Annotated in this window: 20 protein-coding genes and 1 pseudogene; 8 read left to right on the top strand and 13 right to left on the bottom strand. The window is 73.3% G+C overall.

From position 1 onward, the window contains the following. Nucleotides 1-45 precede the first annotated feature (45 nt). The gene (locus tag ACZ6IM_RS19310) at nt 46-1,383 is read right to left on the bottom strand and encodes a DUF6716 putative glycosyltransferase (RefSeq protein ID WP_052839722.1); all 1,338 of its coding nucleotides are present in this window, start codon (nt 1,381-1,383) and stop codon (nt 46-48) included. Between the two features lie 198 nt (nt 1,384-1,581). Between ACZ6IM_RS19310 and ACZ6IM_RS19305 the strand changes: the two genes are divergently transcribed. The 4 genes from ACZ6IM_RS19305 to ACZ6IM_RS19290 all read left to right on the top strand — a co-directional run bounded on the left by ACZ6IM_RS19305 (nt 1,582) and on the right by ACZ6IM_RS19290 (nt 6,423). Beyond that, nucleotides 1,582-2,577 carry a glycosyltransferase family 2 protein gene (locus tag ACZ6IM_RS19305; RefSeq protein ID WP_052839723.1) on the top strand — a complete coding sequence of 332 codons (996 nt, stop codon included), beginning with the start codon at nt 1,582-1,584 and terminating at the stop codon, nt 2,575-2,577. Next, the gene (locus tag ACZ6IM_RS19300; protein WP_052839724.1) at nt 2,574-3,908 is read left to right on the top strand and encodes a polysialyltransferase family glycosyltransferase; all 1,335 of its coding nucleotides are present in this window, start codon (nt 2,574-2,576) and stop codon (nt 3,906-3,908) included. The genes ACZ6IM_RS19305 and ACZ6IM_RS19300 overlap by 4 nt, the downstream gene beginning before the upstream one ends. 190 nt (nt 3,909-4,098) lie before the next feature. Next, nucleotides 4,099-5,064 (top strand): glycosyltransferase family 2 protein, encoded by a 966-nt coding sequence (locus ACZ6IM_RS19295; RefSeq protein ID WP_469557722.1) that lies wholly within the window; start codon nt 4,099-4,101, stop codon nt 5,062-5,064. Nucleotides 5,065-5,067: 3 nt separating this feature from the next. Next, entirely contained in the window at nt 5,068-6,423 is a 1,356-nt protein-coding gene (locus ACZ6IM_RS19290; RefSeq protein ID WP_052839726.1) for a polysialyltransferase family glycosyltransferase, read from the top strand. A gap of 70 nt (nt 6,424-6,493) precedes the next feature. Here the strand turns inward: ACZ6IM_RS19290 and ACZ6IM_RS19285 are convergent, their stop codons facing one another. Next, nucleotides 6,494-7,582: an acyltransferase gene (locus tag ACZ6IM_RS19285; protein WP_469557910.1), complete on the bottom strand. Its 1,089-nt coding sequence runs from the start codon at nt 7,580-7,582 to the stop codon at nt 6,494-6,496. Between the two features lie 352 nt (nt 7,583-7,934). Here ACZ6IM_RS19285 and ACZ6IM_RS19280 point away from each other — a divergent pair, with 352 nt between their 5' ends. Together ACZ6IM_RS19280 and ACZ6IM_RS19275 are read left to right on the top strand one after the other, a co-directional pair. After that, complete coding sequence (locus ACZ6IM_RS19280; RefSeq protein WP_052839728.1) at nt 7,935-8,846, top strand: class I SAM-dependent methyltransferase; 912 nt, start codon at nt 7,935-7,937, stop codon at nt 8,844-8,846. Nucleotides 8,847-8,958: 112 nt separating this feature from the next. After that, entirely contained in the window at nt 8,959-9,972 is a 1,014-nt protein-coding gene (locus tag ACZ6IM_RS19275) for a class I SAM-dependent methyltransferase (protein WP_469557719.1), read from the top strand. On the opposite strand, the gene ACZ6IM_RS19270 is transcribed toward ACZ6IM_RS19275, so the two are convergent. Beyond that, on the bottom strand, nt 9,957-10,607 hold the full coding sequence (locus ACZ6IM_RS19270; RefSeq protein WP_052839730.1) for a TetR/AcrR family transcriptional regulator: 651 nt from the start codon (nt 10,605-10,607) through the stop codon (nt 9,957-9,959). The genes ACZ6IM_RS19275 and ACZ6IM_RS19270 overlap by 16 nt on opposite strands. A gap of 72 nt (nt 10,608-10,679) precedes the next feature. Between ACZ6IM_RS19270 and ACZ6IM_RS19265 the strand changes: the two genes are divergently transcribed. Next, the gene (locus ACZ6IM_RS19265; RefSeq protein WP_469557716.1) at nt 10,680-12,116 is read left to right on the top strand and encodes an FAD-dependent oxidoreductase; all 1,437 of its coding nucleotides are present in this window, start codon (nt 10,680-10,682) and stop codon (nt 12,114-12,116) included. Nucleotides 12,117-12,174: 58 nt separating this feature from the next. Here ACZ6IM_RS19265 and ACZ6IM_RS19260 read toward each other — a convergent pair whose 3' ends face one another. After that, nucleotides 12,175-13,755: an acyl-CoA mutase large subunit family protein gene (locus tag ACZ6IM_RS19260; protein WP_052839731.1), complete on the bottom strand. Its 1,581-nt coding sequence runs from the start codon at nt 13,753-13,755 to the stop codon at nt 12,175-12,177. A 251-nt stretch (nt 13,756-14,006) separates the two neighbouring features. On the opposite strand from ACZ6IM_RS19260, the gene ACZ6IM_RS19255 reads away from it, so the two are divergent. Then, nucleotides 14,007-14,849, top strand: coding sequence for a L,D-transpeptidase family protein (locus ACZ6IM_RS19255; RefSeq protein WP_052839732.1), 843 nt, complete (start codon nt 14,007-14,009; stop codon nt 14,847-14,849). A gap of 218 nt (nt 14,850-15,067) precedes the next feature. On the opposite strand, the gene ACZ6IM_RS19250 is transcribed toward ACZ6IM_RS19255, so the two are convergent. The 9 genes and pseudogenes from ACZ6IM_RS19250 to ACZ6IM_RS19210 form a co-directional block, all read right to left on the bottom strand. Then, on the bottom strand, nt 15,068-16,135 hold the full coding sequence (locus ACZ6IM_RS19250) for a hypothetical protein (protein ID WP_469557714.1): 1,068 nt from the start codon (nt 16,133-16,135) through the stop codon (nt 15,068-15,070). Next, a complete protein-coding gene (locus ACZ6IM_RS19245; protein WP_469557712.1) occupies nt 16,135-16,797 on the bottom strand; it encodes an RNA polymerase sigma factor in 663 nt (220 codons plus the stop codon). The genes ACZ6IM_RS19250 and ACZ6IM_RS19245 overlap by 1 nt, the downstream gene beginning before the upstream one ends. Before the next feature lie 532 nt (nt 16,798-17,329). Beyond that, nucleotides 17,330-17,530: pseudogene (locus ACZ6IM_RS19240) on the bottom strand (ATP-binding protein); the annotation flags it as partial. 85 nt (nt 17,531-17,615) lie between these two features. Further along, nucleotides 17,616-18,827 carry a hypothetical protein gene (locus tag ACZ6IM_RS19235; RefSeq protein WP_469557710.1) on the bottom strand — a complete coding sequence of 404 codons (1,212 nt, stop codon included), beginning with the start codon at nt 18,825-18,827 and terminating at the stop codon, nt 17,616-17,618. A gap of 197 nt (nt 18,828-19,024) precedes the next feature. After that, on the bottom strand, nt 19,025-19,960 hold the full coding sequence (locus ACZ6IM_RS19230) for a hypothetical protein (protein ID WP_052839737.1): 936 nt from the start codon (nt 19,958-19,960) through the stop codon (nt 19,025-19,027). Beyond that, nucleotides 19,957-20,574 (bottom strand): RNA polymerase sigma factor, encoded by a 618-nt coding sequence (locus ACZ6IM_RS19225; RefSeq protein WP_469557708.1) that lies wholly within the window; start codon nt 20,572-20,574, stop codon nt 19,957-19,959. The genes ACZ6IM_RS19230 and ACZ6IM_RS19225 overlap by 4 nt, the downstream gene beginning before the upstream one ends. Before the next feature lie 96 nt (nt 20,575-20,670). Next, nucleotides 20,671-21,093 (bottom strand): hypothetical protein, encoded by a 423-nt coding sequence (locus ACZ6IM_RS19220; RefSeq protein ID WP_469557906.1) that lies wholly within the window; start codon nt 21,091-21,093, stop codon nt 20,671-20,673. A gap of 164 nt (nt 21,094-21,257) precedes the next feature. Continuing rightward, nucleotides 21,258-21,815, bottom strand: a complete 558-nt coding sequence (locus ACZ6IM_RS19215) for a hypothetical protein (protein WP_052839740.1) — start codon at nt 21,813-21,815, stop codon at nt 21,258-21,260. An 87-nt stretch (nt 21,816-21,902) separates the two neighbouring features. Then, entirely contained in the window at nt 21,903-22,460 is a 558-nt protein-coding gene (locus tag ACZ6IM_RS19210; RefSeq protein WP_052839741.1) for a hypothetical protein, read from the bottom strand. Between the last annotated feature and the right edge of the window lie 34 nt (nt 22,461-22,494).

The following is a 22,494-nucleotide window of genomic DNA, read 5'->3' as shown; positions in this document are numbered from 1 at the left end:
CCGCGGAGGTCTCGGGTATCGGGGCGGGCCCGGGGGTCGGGGCGGTCACAGCTCCCCCATCCGCCGGATCACCGGGGCCACCCGCTGGACGCCGTGCCGGTAGGCGCCGCGGGCCGCGCGGCGCACGACCTGCCGGACCGGGCCGGGCGCCCGGTCGGCGGCCGGCGCGCCGGGCAGCGGGGTGCCGTCGGGGGCGAGGTGGTGGCGGGCGAGGATGCCGGGCAGGTAGCCGGGCGCGGTGCCGAGCGTGTAGTAGGGGGCGAGCGGCGGCAGGCCGCCGGGCCGGGCCAGCAGGGCGGCGATGCGTCCGCGGGCCTCGTCGAAGGCGGTCTCGTAGCCGCCGTCCGCCGCCACGCCCTGCCGGGCGACCCACTCGGGGTCGGGCACCGGGCGGTGGCCCGCGTCGAGCTGGTCCCAGGAGGCGAGGCAGCCGGAGCCCACGAAGTGGTGGTTGCCCAGTGCCTCGCGCACCCCTAGGTCGCTGAGCACGACCGTGGGGATGCGGCGGTGCAGGGATTCGAGGGCAGCCGTGGAGCTGACGGTGACCAGCAGGTCGGTGCGGTCCAGGACCTCGCCCATGTGCCCGTAGACCAGGCGGAAGTTGGGCGGCGGGTCGGCCCGCTGCACCAGCTTCTGGTAGGGCAGCTCCTCGATGTGCGTGGTGTGTTCGCCGGGCTTGGAGCGGAGCTTGAGCAGCACCTCGCGCTCGGGATGCAGGCGCGCGTGCCGGATCAGCCGTTCGAGGAGGTACGTACGGTCCCCGCGGCTGTCCGGCACGGAGGGCTGGGCGGCGAAGACCACCGTGTAGGGGCGCTCGCCCCCGCCCGGCTCACCGGCGTACGCGGCCCCGCCCAGGAAGGGCAGGGCGACCTCGGTCACCGCGGCGGCGTCGGCGCCGACCCCCTCGTACACAGCACGGAAACGGTCCGCGTCCTGGCGGGAGTTGGCGAGCACGAGGTCGGCGCCGTGGCGCAGCAGCAGGCCGTCGGCGAGCTTCTCGTAGACGACGCCGACGTAGCCGGTGACGACCACGGGCCGCTCGGCGCCGTCCTGCCAGAGGCGGCCGAGCCCGTGCAGCATGGCCTGGACACCGCCGCCGACCAGGGCGAGGACGAGGACGTCGTAGGAGTCCTCGCCGCGCGCCCCGGCCATGGCGCGCAGGAACTCGACGGCGGTCACCTCGCGGAGCGAGTCCGCGCTGACGCCGACCTCCTGGAGCTGGCGGGCGGTGGGGGTGGCTCGGCCGCGCAGGAGGTAGCCGTCGAGGTGGAGCTCCGTGTCCCCGGGGCGGACGCGGGTCGCGGTGAGCGCGCCCCACTTCCACCGGGTGTCGGAGTCCGCCAGGACGGCGACTCTGAGGGCCTTCGTTGCACTTGCTGGCACGTCGTAGACGCTAGGAAGCCATTCCTAGGAACCGCCCAACCGGAATCCAACAAATGGTGAACAGCACGTCGCCGAATGGGGAATCGGCCCGCCCCGGCCCCGGAAAAGCATCCGCTTCACCGCTTCGCCACGGCGCGTTCACCGGGAATCAAGAAACCGGTAAAGCCGCATGCCGGACCGTCGCATAACGTCGCTCACGTGCCCAAGCTCTCCGTCATCGTGCCGTTCTACAACGTGCGGCAATACGCCCCAGACACCCTGCGGAGTCTGCGCGCCAACGCGCGGGACGACTTCGAGTTCATTCTCGTCGACGACTGCTCCACCGACGGGACCGTGGACCTCCTCGCGCGCGCGGAGCGCGAGCTGCCGGGGGCGGTGCTGGTCATACACGAGGAGAACGGCGGCCTGGCGACGGCCCGCAACACCGGCATCGACCGGGCACGCGGCGAGTACCTCACCTTCCTGGACGGCGACGACTGGCTGGCGCCGGGCCACTGCGCCGACCTGGTGGCCGCGATCGAGGGACTGGACGTCGACTTCGTGCGCACCGACCACGTGCAGTGCACGGGACGCAACCGCACCCTGCACCGGGTCCCGCACGGCCGCCGCAACACGGCCCTGCGCCCGCGCGAGGCGATCCTGCCCGCGCACCGCACCACCTCCGTGGACTACGCCTACGCGTGGGCGGGTGTCTACCACCGCCGGCTGGCCGAGCGCGGTCTGCTGCACTTCACCGACGGGCTGCGCACGGCCGAGGACCGGCCGTGGATCTGGAAGCTGCACCGACAGGCGGAGTCCTTCGCGGTGACCGGGCTGCTCGGCGTGTTCTACCGGCGCGGGGTGGCGTCCTCGCTCACCCAGATCGGTGATGTGCGCCAACTCGACTTCATCCGCGCGTTCGACGAGGTGCTCGCGGGGGCGGCCGGGGACCCGGACGCCGCGCGGCTGGTGCCGAAGGCGGTCCGCACGTACTGCGCGATCATCTCCCACCATCTCGGTGCCATCGAGCGGTTCGAGCCCGCCGTGGCCCGGATACTGAAGGAGCGGAGCGCGGCGGCGCTGCGGCGGATGCCGCAGGATGCGCTCGACGAGGTGCTCGACACGATGGACGCCGAGCGCGCCACGCGGTTGCGGCGGCTGCGCCGTCGCGCGGGCGCGGCCTCCGGCCGGCCGGCCGAGGAGGCTGCGGCATGACCACTCAGATCTTCCTGGCGTCGACGCTGTACGGCACGGCCACGCTCGCCGCGGCCCTGGACTCCGGCTGCTTCGGCCCGGCCGACCGGCGGATCCTGCTGGTCAGCAACAACGCGGCGACGCCCGAGACGACACCGTCCCTGGACGCCACACCGGGGTTCGAGCGGCTGCGGGGCCGGTTCGACGACGTGGTGTCATGGAACGAGGCGATCTACCCCTTCCATCCCGGCGACTGGTCGCCGCGAGCCGGGGACGTGCCGTTGTGGGAGCGGCACCTGCGGCTGGCCTGGGGGCTCGGCGACGACGACGTGGCGCTGACCGTGGAGTCGGTCCACGTGCCGCCGGCGCTGGGCGTGGCGCAGATCTTCACCGACGCGCCCCTGACCGTCTACGCGGACGGTCTGATGAGCTACGGGCCCACCCGCACCAAGCTGGCCCCGCTGGTCGGCACGCGTGTGGAGCGGCTGCTCCACCTGGACCTGGTGCCGGGTCTCGCGCCGCTGCTGCTGACGGAGTTCGGCGTCGGGCCCGAGATCGTGCCGTCCCCGGCGTTCACCAAGGTGCTGGCCGAGCAGGCGGACACCGGCGCCGGGCTGCCGGACGTGGAGCGGCCCGCGGTGCTGCTCGGCCAGTACCTGTCGGCGCTGGGCATCCTCTCCGCCGAGGAGGAGGAGGACCTGCACGTGCGGATGCTGACCGGCGTCGCCGCGCTCGGGCACACGCGCGTGGTGTTCAAGACGCACCCCACGGCCCCGGCCCGCTTCACCCGGGTCCTGGAGGAGGAGGCCGGGCGGCTGGGGGTCGGCCTCACGGTGGTGGAGGCGCCGGTCCTGGCCGAGGTGCTGTTCCAGCGGATGCGTCCGGCGCTGGTCGTCGGCTGCTTCTCGACGGCCCTGCTCACCGCCTCCGCGCTGTACGGCCTGCCGGTCGCCCGGGTCGGTACCGAGACGCTGCTCGACCGGCTGACGCCGTACGAGAACAGCAACCGGGTGCCCGCCACCCTCGTGGACGCGCTCCTGCCGGACCTGGCGGACCCGGCCGCCGTCGCCGAGGGGCGGCGGGACGTACCGGCCGAGGCGCTCGCCGCGCTGGTGGGGGCCGTCGGGTTCGCGATGCAGCCGAAGGTCCTGCCGGAGCTGCGCCCGGCGGCGGAGGCGTATCTACGCGCGCACCTGGACGCCCGCACCTGGCGGTACTTCAAGAAGCGCAGGCTCACCTCCCTGGGCCTGCCGGGCGGCATCCCGGCCCGGCTGGGGTTCCTGCCGCACAACTCCACGGCACGCAGGGTGGTGCGCCGGGCCCGGTCGATCAGGCGCTCGATCGGGCGGTGAGGCGGGGCACGGCCGGCCGGGTTCCTCGGCGGAGCGCCAAGAATTCACTTCCGCTGCGAACGGAGTTCGCCTTTCCGAGCCCGCCGGGTCACCTTCGGTTCCGGGCGCATCGCTAGCCTGTTCAAATCTCCCCCGCCTTTTCCCTCGTCTCGTCCCTCGAATCTGCCATCATCGAACGTGAGAGGCCCGCGTGCCGAAACTGTCCGTCGTCGTTCCCATGCACAATGTGGAATCCTTCGCCGAGAGCACTCTCAGAAGTCTCGCCAACAACGCGGACCCGGACTTCGAATTCCTGCTCGTCGACGACTGCTCCACGGATTCCACGTCGTGGCAGATCGAACGCTGGGCGGACCGGCGCACCGACACCCGGGTGATCCGGCACGAGACGAACCGGGGCATAGCACAGGCCCGCAACAGCGGCATCGACGCGGCCCGGGGCGACTTCGTCACCTTCCTCGACGGCGACGACTGGTACGGGCCGGGTTACCTCACCGAACTGGTGCGCGCCGTGGAGGAGCTGGGGTGCGACTTCGCCCGCACCGACCATGTGCAGGCCACCGGCACCGAGCGGGTGATCCGGCGGCCCCCGGCCCCCGCGCGCAACGTCGTGATGGACCCGCGCGACGGCATCGCGCCGCCGCACATGGAGACGATGGTCGACTACCCCTTCGTCTGGGCGGGGATCTACCGGCGGCACCTCTTCGACGACGGCGGCATGCGCTTCGCGACCGAACTGCGCACCGCCGAGGACCGGCTGTGGATCTGGCGTCTGCACCTGAAGGCCGCGACGTACGCGTCGGTGGGGCTGCACGGGGTGTTCTACCGGCGGGGCGTGGCCACCTCGCTCACCCAGATAAAGGACTCCCGGCAGCTGGACTTCATCCCGGCCTACGACATGCTCCTGAAGGACCTGCTGGCCGACCCGGAGGCCGAGCGCTTCCTTCCCAAGGCCGTACGGACCTACTGCGCCATGATCGCCTTCCACCTCGGCAAGGTGGGCGAGTACGAGACCTCGGCGGCGCAGCGGCTCCGCCGGGAGGCGCGGGACGCGCTGCACCGCATGCCCCAGCACGTGCTGGAGGAGACCCTCCGGACCATCGACAGGACTCGCAGCAGGTTGCTCGGCCGCCTGCGTGACGGGCGGAAGGCTGCCTGATCCATGCCCCACAAGACCCAGATCTTCCAGGTCTCCACCCTCTACGGAGCGGCCACCCTCGCGGCGGCGCTCGACGCGGGGCTGTTCGGGCCGCGCGAGGAGGCCCGGCGCGTCCTGCTGGTGTCCAACAACGCGGCGATACCGGAGACCGCCCTGCGCCTGGACGAGATGCACGGGTACGAGCGAATATCCGGCCGGTTCGACTCCGTGGTCAGCTGGAACGAGGCGATCCGTCCGCACCACCCCAGCGCCTGGGGCCCGCGGGGCAACGACGTGACCCTGTGGCAGAAGGCGTTCCGGCTCGCCTGGGGCATCGGCGAGCGGGACCTGATCGAGCTGGCCGTCGAGTCGATCCAGGTCAACCCGGCCCGCGCGCTGGCCGCGATCTTCTCCGAGGCGAGCCTCCACGTGTACGCCGACGGCCTGATGAGCTACGGGCCCACCCGCGAGAAGCTGCCGCTGACCCTCGCGCGCCGCATCCGCCGCCTGCTCCACCTCGACCTGATCCCGGGCCTGAGGCCGATGCTGCTCTCGGAGTTCGGCGTCGAGCCCGAGGTCGTCCCCGACGCGGCGTTCCGCGCGGTGCTCGACGAGATCTCCCGGGAAGCGGCCCACGGCCCCGAACTGGCGCCCGTGGTACGGGAGAAGCCGACGGCCGTGCTGCTCGGCCAGTACCTGGCGGCGATCAACGTCCTGACCGCGCGGGAGGAGGAGGACCTCCACGTCCGCATGCTGGCCGGGGCCGCGCGGGCCGGACACCGCTCCGTGGTCTTCAAGCCCCACCCGACGGCGCCCGCCGGCTACACGGCGGCCCTGAGCAAGGCGGCGGCGGACGCGGGCGTGCGGCTCACCGTGCTGGACGCGCCCCTGCTGGCCGAGACGCTGTACGACCACTGCGCCCCCGAACTCGTCGTCGGCTGCTTCTCGACGGCGATGGTGACCGCCTCGGCCTACTACGAGGTGCCCGTCGCCCGGGTCGGGACGGCGCTGGTGATGGAGCGGCTCACGCCGTACCCGAACAGCAACCGGGTGCCGCTGGCGGTGGTGGACCACCTGGTGCCCGACCTGGAGGGCCCCGGTGACCCGGCACTCGTGGGCGCGGCGCCCGCGTCCCTGTCGCCGCTGGTCCGGGCGGTCGGCTTCTGTATGCAGCCCAAGACGTACCCGGAGCTGCGCAGGCCGACGGAGGAGTGGCTGCGCGGCCATCTCTCCGCCACCCCCGGCTACTACTTCCCGGAGCTGCGGCTGACCGAGCTGGGCCTGCCCGGCAGCCGTCCGCAGCTGCGCGCGAAGCTCCAGGTGCGGCGGGCCAGGCGCGTGGTGCGCAGGGCGGTGCGGCGCGGCACCGGGGGGAAGTGAGCGGGCGGCACCGCGAGGACGCCGGAGCCCCCGCCCGTGCGGCGGGGGCTCCGGCGTCCTCGCGCCCGGCTCAGCCCAGCCAGCGGCCGAGCCGCAGCCGCGTCCACAGCAGGGCGGCGGCGAACGACAGCAGGACCGTGACGGCCGTCAGACCGGCGAGCGCTCCCGCGGCGCCCGCCCAGCCCGCGTCCTCGGACACCAGCCGCGGGGCGAGCACCTCCAGGAACAGCAGGTGGACCAGGTAGGCGCCGAAGGAGGCCCCGGCGAGCCTGCCGAGGAGCGGCCGGAACCGCTCGGGCACCCTGATCCGGTCGAGCGCCATGAGCAGGGTCCCGGCGAGCAGCGCCACCACCACGGAGGCGTACGGGCTCGGGAAGTGCACCCGGTGTTCGTAGACGGCGACCGCGGCCCACGCGCACAGCCCGCCGGCCAGCCACAGCAGGCGCCGGCGCCGGCCCGCGACCGCGGACCCGGGCAGCGACAGCAGGACGGCCCCGGCGACGGCGTACGCGATCTGGTAGACGCCGAACTGCCAGGCGAAGGGGGGCACGCGCACGTCGAGGAGGCGCCCGAGGTCGCCGAGGAGCGTCGGGGCGAGCGCGAGGCCGAGCAGCGCGGCGCCCGCGCCCCAGGGCCGCTTGCCGTTCCTGACCAGCACGGCCACCGACAGCAGCAGGATCACCGGGACGTAGGCGTACAGGTACCAGAGGTGGAAGGCGGGCCGCACGGAGGCGAACACCGCGTCCCGGGCGAGCTGCCGGGTGGGTTCGGTGTTGGCGTCCCGGACCCGGTCCCACAGCAGGTAGAGGGCGGTCCACACGGCGAGCGGCACGACGATGCGGGTCAGCCGTCTGCGGACCTGCCGGCCGTCGCGGGGCGGGGCCCCGCTGAGGACGACCCAGCCGGCGATCGCGAAGAACAGCGGCACGGCGCAGCGGCTCAGCGCGTCCCCGGTGAGCGCGGTCCAGTAGACGGGCCCGCCCTGCGCGGGGTCGCGGTCGACGGCCTTCATCAGTTCGCCGGCGGCGTGGCAGACGATGACCCCGACCGAGGCCAGGACCCGGACGAGGTCGACGTCGTACCGGTGCTCCCCGCGGGGGCGCGTCGCCCGCTCCCGGGCCGCGACGGGGGCGGGGCGGACTGGCTCGGCACAGGTCAGGGGTTCGGCGGCGATGGGTGGTCACTCCCGGGTCGGACGCGCGGGCCCGGCGCTGGTGGCCGGGCCGTGGATCGGCATGCGGCGCCGCGCGGCGCACGTCGGTGCAGGCTATGAGAGGGCCCTGAGCGCCGGAAAGCGCCGCCGGATGAACATCGGCGACATGCGCGTGACCCCCCGGTGAACACCGGGAGCCGCCATGGTCCGGCCATCGGGCGTTCCGCGAAAGTTCGCCCCATGGTCCCGTCCGGGAGCTGCGTTTCGGGCGCGGGACCTCCCTAGTCTGGCCTCACCCACCCCACTGGCGTTCCACGTACCGACGTTCACTTCCGTGACGGATAGAGGTCGTTGACCCATGAACAGCCGTACCCTGCTCCGCAGTTCCGCCGGCCGGCGTCTGCTGCGTCCCGTCGCCGATCTCATCGACCAGCGCATCGAGCGGCGGATCCGCGCCGCGGAGGCCCGCAGACCTCCGGTGCCCGACCCCGAGGTGACCGAGAAGCAGCGGCTCACCTTCGAGCTGCTGGTCGGACCGTCCGGGCGCGGCATCTCCCGGACGGTGGCCAAGGGTTCCCTGGAGCGGCTGCACCGCGAGGTCGCGGCCCTGGCCGGGGACCGGGGCGCGGCCGAGCGCAACGTGGCCACCGCCTACCGTCTCCTGATCGCGCTGGAGTCGCTGGGCGTGGGCCGGGTCGCGGGCGGCACCATGAACATCTGCGGCAAGCTCGCCTCGATCCCGCTGCTCGGCCCGCCGAACGACGAGGTCCTGGAGATAGGCACGCTGTACGGCATGTTCTCCGCCGGTCTCGTGCGGATGCTGGAGCGCGACGGTCGCAGCCCGGCCCTGACCATCGTGGACCCCTTCGCCGGTGTGCAGCTCCAGCCCGGCACCACCGTCCGCCCCGACCCGACGGGCACGCCGGTGGACGAGCACGCGGTGCGCACCAACCTCGCCCTGGCCGGTCCGGCCGGCGCGGCGGCCCGCGTCCGGCAGGGGTTCTCCGAGGACCCCGCCACCCGTGCGGCCGTCTCCGACCGCTCCTACGGCGTGATCGTCGTCGACGGCGACCACTCGGCGAAGGGGGTGCGCCAGGACCTCCAGTGGGCCGAGGAGATCGCCGCGCCCGGCGCGATCGTCGTCCTGGACGACTTCGGCGACCCCAGCTGGCCGGGCATCGAGGAGGCCCTCGACGCGCACCTGAAGGAGGACACCCGCTTCACCTTCCTCGGGAAGGCCGCCCACTCCGCCTTCCTGCGGGCGTCCTGAGCGGGCTGCGCACGGTGCCGGAACGGACACATTGAGCGATACGTGCGATTTTCTGACCGTCGGATCGCGCGTGCCGACCTCCTTTCCGGTGCCGAGGGGGCATCCTCGCCTCATGGCCACTGCGCAAGAGACGCACGAGTACCCCGGTGAGCTGAACGACGTCCCGGGCTGGTTCTGGCCGCTCGACCAGGTGCTGTTCTCCTGGTTCCTGGAGCGGCAGGAGCGGCTGGGCACCCGCGGCGACCTGCTGGAACTGGGCGCCTACCTGGGCAAGAGCGCGATCCTGCTCGGGCACCGGCTGCGGGACGGCGAGACGCTCACCGTCTGCGACCTGTTCGGGGCCGAACCCCCGGACGCGGCGAACCGGGCGGAGGCGGCGAAGTCGTACTCCTCGCTCACCCGCCAGGCCTTCGAACGGAACTACCTGTCCTTCCACGACACCCTGCCGACGATCATCCAGGCGCCCAGTTCCGCGGTCGCCGACGAGGTCGCGCCGGGCAGTTGCCGCTTCGTCCACATCGACGCCTCGCATCTGTACGAGCACGTCGAGGGCGACATCGGCGCGGCCAGGGAACTGCTGGGGCCCGACGGCATCGTCGTCCTGGACGACTTCCGCAGCGAGCACACCCCGGGCGTCGCCGTCGCGGCATGGGAGGCGGTGCTCAACCGGGGGCTGCGCCCGGTCTGCCTGAGCAGCCAGAAGCTGTACGGCACCTGGGGCGACCCGGAGCCGGTGCAGGAGGAGCTGCTGGCGGCGCTGCGCGGGCGCGACGACATCGCCGTGACCGTGGAGCGGGCGGCCGGGCACCGGCTGGTGCGCACCCGCGCCAGGGGCAAGCGGCTGCGGCCGCCCTCGCTGCCCTCCTCGCGGCACCCGGCGCCGGCACCGGTCCCGGCTCCCGAGACCGGCCGAACGGACGCCGTGCCGGTGCCCGGGCGGACCCCGCAGGCGCGTCCGGCGGCGCGGGCGGCCCGGACGGCCCGGCCGTCGACCGGGCGGGACCGCACCCGTCGGCTCGCCCTGGACCTGCTGCCGCCGCTCGTCACCCGTGCGGTGCGCCGGTACCGCGCGGCGCAGCGGGCGAAGGCGGGCAGGGCCGCCGGGACGGCTCAGCCGAGGCCGTAGGAGGCCGCGACGCCCTCGATCACCAGGGCGAGCGACTCCTCGTAGTGCCGGTCGTAGTCCGTGAAGATCTCCGCGCCCGCCGCGGCCGTCAGGGGGTAGTCGGCCAGCAGGCGGGCGCGTTCGTCCACGTCGAAGCCCTCCCGGCGCTCGCCGGGCAGCGGCTCGACGCCCTGTTCCTCGGTGACGAAGCCGAGGGTGAACATGTACGTCGTCGTGGTCGCCCGCACGGCCTGCGCGAGGGTGAACCCGGTGGCGGTGAACAGCCGCAGGGTGCCCTCCATGTACTCCGCGTGCACCGCGCCCGTGAAGCGTGAACCGCTGAACACCTTGGCGCCGTCGCGGTAGGCGAGCAGGGCGGCGCGCAGGCCGCGGTTGGCCTTGAGCAGCCGCTCCCGCCAGGTGTCGGCCGGGTCGAGGGGCGTGTCGGCCACCATCCGCCGGTACATCTCGGTGGCCATCTCGTCGAGCAGGGCCTGCTTGTCCTTGAAGTGCCAGTACAGGGCGGGCGCCTTGACGTCCAGCTCCCGCGCGATGGTGCGCAGGGTCAGGCCGTCCAGGCCGACCTCGTTCAGCAGCTTCAGCGCCGTGTCCGCGACCCGTCGGCGGTCGAGGGGGGCGCGTCGTTCCGTACTCACGCTTGACAGCTTAACGGCGTTAAGTCCATTCTCGAACCCACACGGGACTTAACGTCGTTAAGGAGAGTTGCCATGAATGTCATGGATACGCATGTCCTGGACACGGACGTGCTGATCGTCGGCGCCGGCCCCACCGGCCTCACCCTCGGTGTCGACCTGGCCCGGCGCGGGGTGGACGCGCTGGTCCTGGAGGGCGCCGGGGAGCTGTTCCCGGGCTCCCGGGGCAAGGGCTTCCAGCCCCGCACCATGGAGGTCTTCGACGACCTCGGCGTCGTCGACGCGATCCGCGCCGTGGGCGGCGGCTACCCGATCGGCATGATCTGGCGGAACGGCGAGCGGGTCGGCGAGCACCACATGTTCGACCCCGCCGAGCCGAGCGAGGACTCGCCGTACAACGAGTCGTGGATGGTGCCGCAGTGGCGCACGCAGGAGATCCTGGCCGCGCGGCTCGCGGAACTGGGCGGCCAGGTCGCCTTCCGCCACGAGGTCGTCGGTGTCACGCAGGACGAGGACGGCGTCACCGCGCACCTCTCCTCGGGCGGGACGGTGCGCGCCCGCTACCTGGTCGCGGCGGACGGTGGCCGGTCGGCGGTGCGCCGCGCACTGGGCATCGGCATGACCGGCGAGACCGTCGACCCGAGCCCGACACTGGTGGCGGACGTACGGATCAGCGGCCTGGACCGCGACAACTGGCACGTCTTCCCGCCGGGCGACGGCGTCGACCTCCTGGCCATCTGCCCGCTGGCCGGCACCGAGGACTTCCAGGTGATGGCGCGGTTCCCGGAGGGCGCGGCCGTGGACACCTCCGCGGACGGCGTCCGCAAGGTCGTCGCCGAGCGCTCGCACATCGCCGCCGAGGACGTGACCGAGGTCCGCTGGGTCTCCGACTTCCGGCCGCGGGCGGCCCTGGCCGACCGTTTCCGCTCGGGCCGGGTCTTCATCGCCGGCGACGCGGCGCACGTGCACTCCCCCGCGGGCGGCCAGGGGCTGAACACCAGCGTCCAGGACGCCTACAACCTGGGCTGGAAGCTGGGCGCGGTGCTGAAGGGCGAGGCCCCGGCCGCGCTCCTGGACAGCTACGAGGAGGAGCGGCGCCCGATCGCCGCCCGGATGCTCGACCTGTCGACCGCCGTCCACCGCGGCGAGGTGCGGCGCGGCGGTGCGACCCGGCAGCTGGGGATCGGGTACCGGGAGTCGTCGCTGACGGAGGAGACGCGGGGCGCCGTGGGCGAGGACGCGATACGGGCCGGGGACCGCGCGCCCGACGGCCGGGTGGACGGCGTACGGCTCTTCGACGCCTTCCGGGGACCGCACTGGACGCTGCTGGCGCTGGGCGCCGGCCTGCCCGACGGTGTGGTGGGGCCGGCGGTACCGGTGGTACGCGGGGGTGCGCACGGGGCGTACGGGGCGGGGCTGTTCCTCGTACGGCCGGACGGTTACGTGGGGTGGGCCGGGGACACGCCGGAAGGACTGGGCGGGTACCTGGGCCGGTTCGGGCTGGCGGGCTGAGCGCCCGAAACCGGCCCCGACAGTCGTCGCCGTCGAGGAGGGCCCGGCTCAGCGGCGCTCAGAAGGCGTCCGAGGGGACGTACGTCCCCCAGACCTCCCGCAGCGCGTTGCACACCTCGCCCACCGTCGCGCGGGCGCGCAGGGCGTCCTTCATGGGGTACAGGACGTTGTCCTCGCCCTCGGCGGCCTTCTTCAGGGCCGCCAGGGCCGAGTCCACCGCCGCCTGGTCGCGCTCCGCGCGGAGCCTGGCCAGGCGGTCGGCCTGCTGGGCCTCGATGGCCGGGTCGACGCGCAGCGGCTCGTACGGCTCCTCCTCGTCGAGCTGGAAGCGGTTGACGCCGACCACGACCCGCTCGCCGGAGTCGGTCTCCTGGGCGATGCGGTAGGCGGAGCGCTCGATCTCGCTCTTCTGGAAGCCGTGCTCGATGGCGTTGACCGCGCCCCCGAGGTCCTCGACCTTGTCCATCAGCTCCAGCGCCGCCGCCTCGACGTCGTCGGTCATCTTCTCGACGACGTAGGAACCGGCGAAGGGGTCGACCGTCGCCGTCACGTCCGTCTCGTAGGCGAGGACCTGCTGGGTGCGCAGGGCCAGGCGCGCGGACTTGTCGGTCGGCAGCGCGATGGCCTCGTCGAAGGAGTTGGTGTGCAGGGACTGCGTGCCGCCGAGGACGGCGCCCAGGCCCTGCACGGCGACGCGGACCAGGTTCACCTCGGGCTGCTGGGCGGTCAGCTGCACGCCCGCGGTCTGGGTGTGGAAGCGCAGCATCAGCGACTTGGGGTTCTTTGCGCCGAACTCCTTCTTCATCACCCGCGCCCAGATCCTGCGGGCCGCGCGGAACTTGGCGACCTCCTCCAGGATCGTCGTCCGGGCCACGAAGAAGAAGGAAAGACGGGGCGCGAAGTCGTCCACGTCCATGCCGGCCGCGACCGCGGTGCGCACGTACTCGATGCCGTCCGCGAGGGTGAAGGCGATCTCCTGAGCGGGCGAGGCACCGGCCTCGGCCATGTGGTAGCCGGAGATCGAGATGGTGTTCCACTTCGGGATCTCGGCCTTGCAGTACTTGAAGATGTCCGCGATCAGGCGCAGCGACGGCTTGGGCGGAAAGATGTACGTCCCGCGCGCGATGTACTCCTTCAGCACGTCGTTCTGGATCGTGCCGGTGAGCTGGTCGGCGCTCACGCCCTGCTCCTCGGCGACGAGTTGGTAGAGCAGGAGCAGCAGGGAGGCCGGGGCGTTGATCGTCATCGACGTGGAGACCTTGTCCAGCGGAATCCCGCCGAACAGCACGCGCATGTCGTCGATCGAGTCGATCGCCACGCCGACCTTGCCGACCTCGCCGCTGGCGATCGGCGCGTCGGAGTCGTGGCCCATCTGGGTCGGCAGGTCGAAGGCGACCGACAGGCCCATGGTGCCGTTGGCGATCAGCTGCTTGTAGCGGGCGTTGGACTCGGTCGCCGTGCCGAAACCGGCGTACTGGCGCATCGTCCACGGCCGGCCGGTGTACATCGACGGGTAGACGCCCCGGGTGAAGGGGTACTTCCCGGGCTCGCCCAGCTTCTCGGCCGCGTCCCAGTCCGCCAGGGCGTCGGGCCCGTAGACCGGTTCGATGGGCAGCCCGGACTCGGACTCGCGCGTCATGGTGTGTTGCCTCCCGCTGAGCACATGTTCGACTTGCTCGAACTACCCGTCATTTACCCGCCAGTACAGACCGGCACTTCGACGGACTGTATCCGCGCGCGTGCACCCGGTGGAGAGGCGCACCCTGGGACCTTCCTCACAACCTCGATGCGGTCCCGGTCACAACGATGCCGTGCCGTTCGCGGCGCGCTGCCGCGGGAACAACTCAGGGGGACGTCGGGTGCGGGACCGTGGGACGACGGGGGGCCGTGATGCGTATGGCGGGCATGGGGAGCACGGGACGGGTGGTCGCCGTCGCGCTGGGGGCGGTGCTGGTGGCGGGCGGCTGCACCGTGCAGGGCACGGGCCCGGACGGCAAGGGGCACTCACCGGTGCGCATAGACGTCACCAGGACCCCGCAGAAGAGCACGCCGTCCCCGGAGCGCCGGTCACCGAGTGCGCCGTCGGCCCGGACGAAGCCCGCCAGGGTGCTGTGGAAGCGGGGCGACACCGGCCGCGACGTCCGTGAGCTGCAGGCCAGGCTGCGCCAGGTGGAGTGGCTCGTGGACGGGCCGACCGGGACGTACGACGACCTGACCGAGCGCGCCGTCAGCGGCTTCCAGGGCAAGCGCGGGCTGCCGCGGACCGGCAGGACGGACACCGTCACCTGGCAGCGGCTGCTCGGGATGTCGCACGAGCCGGGCAAGTGGGAGCTGTACCTGATGGGCGGCCAGCCCGCCGCCGCGCCCGACCCGCGCTGCACGACCGGCCGGGTGCTGTGTATCAGCAAGTCGAGCCGGACGCTGCGCTGGATGATCGACGGGCGCACCGTGTCGACGATGTCCGTGCGCTTCGGCTCGCAGTACACGCCGACCCGGGAGGGTGTCTTCCAGGTCTACTGGAAGTCCCGCCACCACGTCTCCACGCTCTATGACTCGGCCATGCCGTACGCCATGTTCTTCAGCGGCGGCCAGGCCGTGCACTACTCCTACGACTTCGCGGCCCGCGGTTACACGGGCGCCTCCCACGGCTGTGTCAACGTGCGCGACGAGGCGGCGATCGCGGATCTGTACGCGCAGGTGAGGAACGGCGACAAGGTCGTCGTGTACTGGTGAGGCGGTGGGGCGGCACGACGGCCGGCCGGTGAATGGGCGCGGGCGGGACCGGGGGAACGTGTCCCGCCCGCGCCGAGGTGCACGAGCCGCAGGTACGGGGGGAACCCCGGCTCAGTGCGGAAGCCGATGACCAGTCGGCTCACTCATTACTGCGCCACGGCGGCCGAAAGTGTCACACCCCCGGCGAGAGAAATCCTCACCGACCACGAAAGCGCAGGTCAGGAGGTGCGCGCGGAGGACGGGGCGTGGGGCGTGCAGGCGGGCTGCCGTTGCGGCCGGGGCTCGTGGGCCGAGGGGCCGTGCGAGCGCTGGGGACGGTGAGGGCCGTCGGGGTGGTGGGAATCGCGGGCGGGCGGGGCTATGTCGGCGTCGGCGTCGTCACCGTCGCCGCCCTCGCCACCGTCGCCGCCCTGGTCCCCCTCTTTCCCGCCGTTGCCCTTGCCGGCTTTACCCTTGTCGCCCTTGTCGCCCTTGTCGCCCTTGTCGCCCTTGTTGTTCTTGTTCTTGTTCTTGTTTTTGTTGCTCTTGTTGCTGTTGTTGCTGTTGTTGCTGTTGTTCTTCTTGTCGCCCTGGCCGTGCCCGTCGCCGGTGGCACCGCGCAGCTCGCCCTCATGCGTCGGCCCTGCCGGGTCGCCTCCGTGGTCACCGCCGCCCCGGCCCACCGCGTCGCGGTCGTCGGCGTCGCGATCCCCCGCGGCACCTCCGTCCCGCGCGGTGCCGCCGTCGGGCGCGGCCGGGGTGGTGCCGGGCACCGCCCCGCCCCGCACGCCCTCCAGCGGCGAGGGCGGCGCGGACGGACGGCCGGGCGAGACCGCGGCCGAGACGGTGGCGGCGGGTTCCGGTTCGGTGCCGTCGAAGGGCGTCGGCAGCACTCCGGTTCCGGCCGCCGCCGCCACGCCGCCGACCATGCCGACGGTCAGCGCGGCGGCCAGCCCGAGGCGCAGGGCGCGGCTCCGGCGCGGACGCCGGGCGCCCTCGCCGCGCGCGCCGATGCGGACGAGACCGGCGTCACAGGAGCGGGGAACGGCGCCGTGTCCGAGGGCCGCCGACGCCTCCGCCGACGCGTCGGCCCGTTCGGCGCGCACCTTGCGGAAGGCGGCCAACGCGGCGGCCTCGCCGGGGAGTTCCTCGCCGGTCGGCGGCGGTGGGACGGAGAGCGCGCCCAGGGCCATGACGAGTCGTCCGGCCCGGTCGCGGGACGCCGGATCGACGCCCTCCAGCGGCTCTCCGCGCAGCAGGAGCTCCGCCGTTTCGCGGTCCAGCCACTTGTCCTGCTCGTCGGCCATCACATGTCCTTCTGCGTCCGCGCACGCGTATGCGTCACACTCGCGGACGTCACCGCACGGCCGCGCGGTTCTCGCTGCGGCGGCAGGGCGTCGAGCCCGCCGCCCGATTCCAGATCGCCGCCGAGCAGTTCGGCCAGGCGCTTCAGGCCGCGGTGCGCCGCCGTGCGGACGGCGCCGGGCCGCTTGCCCAGGGTCTCGGCGGCGCTCTTGGCGTCGAGGCCCATCACCACGCGCAGGACGACCGCTTCGGCCTGGTCCTGGGGCAGCCGGGCGATGAGGGAGAGGGTGCTGCCGGTGGCCAGTGCCTCCATGGCCTCGCCCGCGGTGTCGGACTCCGCGGGCCTGCCCGTCAGCTCCGTCTCGTCGCCGCCGATCGCCGGCCGGCGGCCGCGCATGCGGATGTGGTCCAGCGCGCGGTTGCGGGCGATGCGTGCGGCCCAGCCGCGGAAGCGGTCGCCGTCGCCGTCGAACCGTTCCAGGTCACGGGCTATCTGGAGCCAGGACTCGGAGGCCACGTCCTCGGCGTCGTGATCGCCGACGAGTGTGCGCACGTATCCCAGCAGCCGCGGATGCACGGCTCGGTACACGGTCCGGAAAGCGGTCTCGTCCCCGCCCTGTGCCGCACGCACCGCGGCGGTCAGCTCCGCGTCGTCCCCCAGCACCGAGAAGCCTTTCTGCGCCTGAGCCGGCGCCGCTCTCGCGGACGTGGTCCTCGCCGTCGTGGTTTCTCCATCGATGGTCGCGGTGGTCCCCCGCGACAGCCTCGCGGGAGCGAGCCCCGCTGCATCGGCGCGAATGGCACGTTACGTCTTGAAACCGCCACTCGTCCATGTCCCCCTCGCATTGCCGTACAAGATGCAACTAACCCGTGACGCGGTGAGGTGTGACAGAAAACGCAGTCGCGGCGCTGAAGGGAGTACGGGCCGCCGCGCGGCCCGTGCCGCGCGACGGCCGGGGCCTCTCCTGTGGGGGGTGGCGGCCCCGGCCGTTGCCACGGTCCCGCGGCTCTGGACTGCGTCGATACGCGGAACCCGTGACCAACGTGGCCAACCGGCCGGACGCGCGCCTCCCTCGAGCATGACGGACGATCCGACGCTCAGGGTGCGGAACGTCGCCGGTTCATGACTGATTCGCGGTAGTCGAAGGCGCCCAGTCGCAGACCGACCACGGCCCGGCACCACGCCGGGCGCCACGCACCGGGAGCGGATGCTTCGACCGGGAGATCACCTCAAGGGCATTGGACAACACGTCACGCCAGTCGGTCAGACGCAGGCGGCCAGGCCTCAGGCCAGCATGCGCAGCAACCGCGTCACTGAACCGTTGGATCGCGAGTGGCCCCCACTTTCGGTCCCGGTCGACTACATCATCCGGCTCGACCGGCAGGCTCTTCTCCACTCACCCCATATCTCGACGCATGTCGCCTAAATCTGCTTCGACGGAATGCGTCGTACTGGGGATCACCCCGGCGACAGGAGAGCGGTCAGCGAGTCTCACGGAGTGAAAACAGCACGCGGGAGGCGAACCGCCGCACCCCGTCGGACAGCTCGGTGTCCGTGCTCAGGGCGGTGAGCAACTGGACGGCCTGGGCTTTGTTCCGGCCCAGGTCGGCCAGGGAGACGGCGGCCAGAACACGACTGGTGCCGGACAGCGTGGTGTCGGCAGCGAGGGTCGCGTAAAGATCGGAGGCCAGGCGCTTGTGCAGGTTCAGCTTGGCCAGATACTTGATCGCCTCCATGCGGTCGATGGAGTCCAGGGTGGAGTCGGTGGCGAGGGCGGTGAACAGTTCGGTGGCGCGCTTGTCGGCGGTTCGCCTGATCAGTGTCAAGGCGGCCTCCAACCGGTCCCACACCTCCAGCTCGGTGTTCGTGGCGAAGGCGATGAGCAGACTGATCGCGTCCTCGGCGTGAGCGTCGAGGCGGGCCAGATACCCGGCGGCGTGCACCCGGTCCCACACCGTCAGGGTGGTGTCCGCGGCGAACGCAACGAGCAGTCCGGCCGCGTCCTGGGCGTGGCCGTCGAGACGTGTCAGTTGCGCGGCGGCCTCCATACGGTCGGCTGCCTTCAGTGTGGTGTCCATGGCGCAGGCGGTGAGCACTCCCACCGCGTCCTGCGCATGACCGTCGAGCTGTGCCAGGTGCGCGGCGGCCCGCACGCGGTCCTCCATCCGCAGCGTGGGGTCCCGGGCGAAGGCGAGGAACGCCTTGGCCACTCGGTCCGTGTGCCCTTCCACTCCGGACAGGTCGGTGAGGGCCCGCACGCGGTGGTCGCGGCCCAGGGTCGTGTCCGTGACGAAGGAGACGAGGAACGTGACCGCGTCCGCGGTGTGTTCGTCGAGTTGCGCCAGGGCCCAGGCGGCGAACACCCGGTCGTCGATGCTCAGGGCGGTGTCGGTGGGGAAGGCACTGAGCAGTACGGCCGCTTCGTCTCTGTGGCCGTCGAGGCGAGCCAGGAGCCCGGCGGCCTTCACCTGGTAGACGCCGCCGTACCGGATGGTTTCCGCGGCGAAAGCGGCGAGAAGCCCGGCCGATTGGTCCTGGTGCCCCTCCAGCCGGGAGAGCGCCCAGGCGGCGTACACGCGGTCCCACATGTCCAGAGTGGTGTCTGCGGCGAAGTCGGCGAGGTGACCGGCGGTGGCGCGGGGGAGTCTGGTGCCGCCCGCCGCAGACAGCGCCGTCAACGCCTCCGTCAGCATCCACCGCCTCCGTTCGCCGCACTTCCGGAATCCCGTATCGACACCTCCTCAAAGTACGTCGCCGAACGGCCCTTGGTTCCCCGATTCGGGCGACGCACGCCCATGCCCGCGTGGCAGTCGCCCTCTTCCCGGACCGCTGTGACGTACCGGCCACCGGCCTGCTCGGACGGTGCCGGCAGAAGGTACGGCTTCCAGGTCTAGGGACGGCCCTGGTCCGGGCCCTGCGCCGTGCTGCTGCCGCCGTCGCCGACCTCCAGGTCGACGTCTCCTTCGCCGACGATGCCGTCGGCGCCCAATTTCGCGCCGGTGTCTCCTGTACCGGCGTTCGCCGCGTCTGTACCGGCGTTCGCCGCGTCGTTCCCGCCGGAGCCGATCCCGGCACCGGTCGACGGCCCCGGCCCGGTCGGCAGGTCGAGCTGCTCGGTGCAGTAGGCCTCGACGCGCTCCGCACCGCCCGCCGCCGCGACCAGCCGCTGCCAGGCCGCGGCCTCCAGCGCCTTGCCGTTGCCCGCCAGCCGCTCGTAGACGCGGCAGTGGGCCTCGGTGTCCCGGCCGCCGGCCGGGTGGTCCGGGGCCGTGGAGACGCGGGGAGGAGCGGATGACCCCGGGGACGCGGACTCTCCCGGGGGCGTGGTCACGGGGTCCGGGGTGCCGGGGCCCGGCGTGGTGACCGGTGGGGTGGCGACCGGCCGGGCCGCGGCGTCGTCGGAGGCGGCGGGCGGGCGAGTACGGTCCGGGCCGCCGTCGTCCGCGGTGGGGCCGCCCCCGCCGATGGCCGCGTAGGCGACTCCGCCCAGGGTGAGGCTCGCCAGCACGACGGAGAGGGCGGTCTTCAGCGTGCGCCCGGGGTGCCGCCCGTCGCGCGGCCGCCAGTCGTCCCGCCGCCGGGTGCGTGCGGCCCGGGCCGGTTCCGCGTCGCGGGCGGCCCGGAAGGCGGCCAGGGCGCGGCGCTCGCCCTCGGCGTCGGCGCGCTGCGCACGCAGTGCCGCGGCGAGCAGCGCCTCCGTACCGGGGATGCCGCCGGGGGCGCGCCGGGGACCGGCGTCGCGGCCGTCACCCTCCCCGTGCCGTGCGCCCATGCCCGTCTCCGCTCCCGCTCGGTCCGCGGGGCCGCCGTCCGCGGCGCCCCTCATGTCGACTCCCCCAGCGTCCGGGGGCCGTCATCCGTCACACCCTCGGTCCCCAGCTGCCGCGCCAGCCGCTTCAGCCCCCGGTACGTCGCCGTACGCACCGCGCCCGGCCGCTTGCCGAGCACGCGCGCGGCGGACGGCCCGTCGAGACCGACGACGACCCGCAGCAGCACGGCCTCGGCCTGGTCCCGCGGCAGCCCCGCGACCAGGTTCAGCGCGGTCCGTGTGGAGAGCGTCTCCAGGGCCTGGTCGTGCGTGGAGTGCGGGCCGGGCAGGTCCACGAGATCCTGTTCCAGCGCCGTGGGCCGGGGCCGTACCTTCTGGCGGCGCAGGTGGTCCAGGGCCCGGTGCCGGGCGATCGTCGCCGTCCAGCCCCGGAAACCGGCGCCGTCGCCCTTGAAGCGCCGCAGGTCACGGGCTATCTCCAGCCAGGCGTCCGCCGCGACGTCCTCGGCGTCCTCCCCGACCAGCCCGCGCACGTAGCCAAGCAGTCCCGGCTGCACGAGCCGGTAGGCGACCGCGAAGGCGGCCTCGTCACCTTCCTGGGCCCGCGCGACGGCCGCGCCCAGTTCCCCGTCGTACGCCTGCACGCGGCGGGGTTCCCCTCGCTGGCCCAAGAACCGTCCTCGTCCGTACCGAGTCCTGCGCGCGCTCGGGTGAGCCCGCCCCCAAGGTCATCAGCGCCGGGGCGCACAGAAGTGTCACAGGGAAGGTCACCGGGCCGACGTCGCGTCCCGGCACAGCAGACGGAGCGAACCGTCCCCGGCGAAGCAGCGCCGGGCCTCGTCCATCGGGTCCCACAGGCGGCCGTCCGGGGTGCGGACCCAGTGGTCGCCGCCGGTCGTCCACCACTCGCCTCCGGTCTGGCGCACGATCACCTCCCCGGCGTACGCGCCGAGTCCGCGCAGCGCCGTCTCGACCGCGGCGTACGGCGCCTTCTCCCGCCGGATGCCGTCGATCACCCGGTCCACGCGCCACAGGCTCTGCGCCGAGTAGTCCAGGCGCAGCCGCGCGCCCTCGCGCATCACGGCCACCGCGTCCGCCGCCCACCGCGCCGGCTTCGCGGCGGCCGACGGCCGGGTCTGCTGCGGGCTCGTCGTCCCGCTCGTCCATCCGCTCGTCCATCCGCTGGTCACAGTCGTCACATGGGCTAAAGCGCCGTGGGGCGGGGTCGCGTCACACGTGGGGGCCGGTCGTTCCGCAACCGGCGCAGGACCGCCCCACCTCCGCCACGTCCGCCGCACCTCCGCCGCGCGTTCCCCGCAGGACGGACACAGGGGGCCCGCGGCGGGTGCTGGGCTCAGCGCCGTCCCCTGGCCCGGCGGGAGACCACCGCGCGCAGCACCCGGCGCCCCTCCGTGGAGACCTCAAGGGCCGGACGGAGCCCGGCCGCGCCGTGCCCGGCGAGCAGTTCCAGGACGCCGACCTGGCGGCGCAGTTCGGCGGCGACGAGCGGGGGCAGTCCCTCCGCGCCGCCCGCGCGCGGGACGTCGGTTGCCCCGGCCGCGTCCGCCGCCGGGTCGAGCAGCCGGTGGATGCGGAGCGAGGCGACGGAACAGGCGTCGGCCCACGTCCGCAGGGGCGGTCCCGAGCATTCGGCCGGCGCGGCCGCGAGCATGCGGCGGGCCAGCAGCACGGCCTCGCCCTCGCCGGTGGCGTCGGGGCCGGCGAGCTTGTCCCGCACCTGCGCCAGCCCCTGCGTCCAGTCGCCTCCGGGCGCGTCGCCGAGGGTTGCCCACAAGGGTCTGAGGGCCTCGTCGTCGCCGTGCAGCAGCGGAAGGCAGCGATCCAAACAAGCCAGCCCGCTCGCGGCGAGTCCGCGTGTGTCGGCCCGCGCGATCAGTTCCACCAGGCTCATCGGGTCCCTCCCCGTTCCCGCCGCTTCGCCCCGCTCACCACCACGGAGCCCGCACTGACCCTTACTGCGTGCGACGGGCCGGGAGTGTCACAGCGGTACGACGCCCAGCCGGTCGAGGAACCGGAAGAAGAGGGTTTCGGCCACCGGACCGTCGGCGGGGACCGCATCGCGGTCCGCGCCGCGACCCCCGTCCGCGTCCGCCGCCGGGTCGTCCGACAGCACCTCGGTCAGTTCACCCGCGCTCGCGGCGTGCCCCGCCTCGGCGGCCCAGGCGACGGCGCGCTCGGCGGCGTCCCGGGGCTCCAGGAAGTAGTCCTCCAGGGTGAGCCCGTCCCGCTCGGCCCCCAGGTACCCGGCCATGGCGGTGCGCGCCAGGCAGGTCGTCCACGCCCCGCTCCGCGGCGCCGCCGCCTCCACGACCACGCAGTCGCTGTCCATCACGTAGCCGAACAACGCGGGCGCGCCGGTCTGCCCGGCCAGGTCGTTCATGTTGCCGACGTCTCCGTCGCCGCCCGCGAACTCCCACACCTGCCAGCCGTCCGGCGCCGACTGGCGCAGGCTCATGTCCGCGGCGCCGGCCAGCGCCTCCAGCTCCGCGAGCGGCCGCTCGGCGCGGCCGACGACGAAGTACCCCCAGTAGCCCATGTCCCGGTTCCCCCCGGCGTATCAGGTTCGGATC

The organism is Streptomyces sp. NPDC042336, from assembly GCF_055581985.1.
Note: the sequence above shows the minus strand (reverse complement) of the source record. Positions and strands in the feature narration are given on the sequence as shown.

What these genes read in the sequence shown, in the direction of transcription:
- ACZ6IM_RS19275 (WP_469557719.1), top strand. Translation starts at nt 8,959, where the DNA reads ATGGCCACTGCGCAAGAGACGCACGAGTACCCCGGTGAGCTGAACGAC.
- ACZ6IM_RS19280 (WP_052839728.1), top strand. Translation starts at nt 7,935, where the DNA reads ATGAACAGCCGTACCCTGCTCCGCAGTTCCGCCGGCCGGCGTCTGCTG.
- ACZ6IM_RS19290 (WP_052839726.1), top strand. Translation starts at nt 5,068, where the DNA reads ATGCCCCACAAGACCCAGATCTTCCAGGTCTCCACCCTCTACGGAGCG.
- ACZ6IM_RS19250 (WP_469557714.1), bottom strand. Translation starts at nt 16,135, where the DNA reads ATGGCCGACGAGCAGGACAAGTGGCTGGACCGCGAAACGGCGGAGCTC.
- ACZ6IM_RS19215 (WP_052839740.1), bottom strand. Translation starts at nt 21,815, where the DNA reads ATGAGCCTGGTGGAACTGATCGCGCGGGCCGACACACGCGGACTCGCC.
- ACZ6IM_RS19260 (WP_052839731.1), bottom strand. Translation starts at nt 13,755, where the DNA reads ATGACGCGCGAGTCCGAGTCCGGGCTGCCCATCGAACCGGTCTACGGG.
- ACZ6IM_RS19265 (WP_469557716.1), top strand. Translation starts at nt 10,680, where the DNA reads ATGAATGTCATGGATACGCATGTCCTGGACACGGACGTGCTGATCGTC.
- ACZ6IM_RS19230 (WP_052839737.1), bottom strand. Translation starts at nt 19,960, where the DNA reads ATGAGGGGCGCCGCGGACGGCGGCCCCGCGGACCGAGCGGGAGCGGAG.
- ACZ6IM_RS19255 (WP_052839732.1), top strand. Translation starts at nt 14,007, where the DNA reads ATGCGTATGGCGGGCATGGGGAGCACGGGACGGGTGGTCGCCGTCGCG.
- ACZ6IM_RS19300 (WP_052839724.1), top strand. Translation starts at nt 2,574, where the DNA reads ATGACCACTCAGATCTTCCTGGCGTCGACGCTGTACGGCACGGCCACG.
- ACZ6IM_RS19235 (WP_469557710.1), bottom strand. Translation starts at nt 18,827, where the DNA reads ATGCTGACGGAGGCGTTGACGGCGCTGTCTGCGGCGGGCGGCACCAGA.
- ACZ6IM_RS19210 (WP_052839741.1), bottom strand. Translation starts at nt 22,460, where the DNA reads ATGGGCTACTGGGGGTACTTCGTCGTCGGCCGCGCCGAGCGGCCGCTC.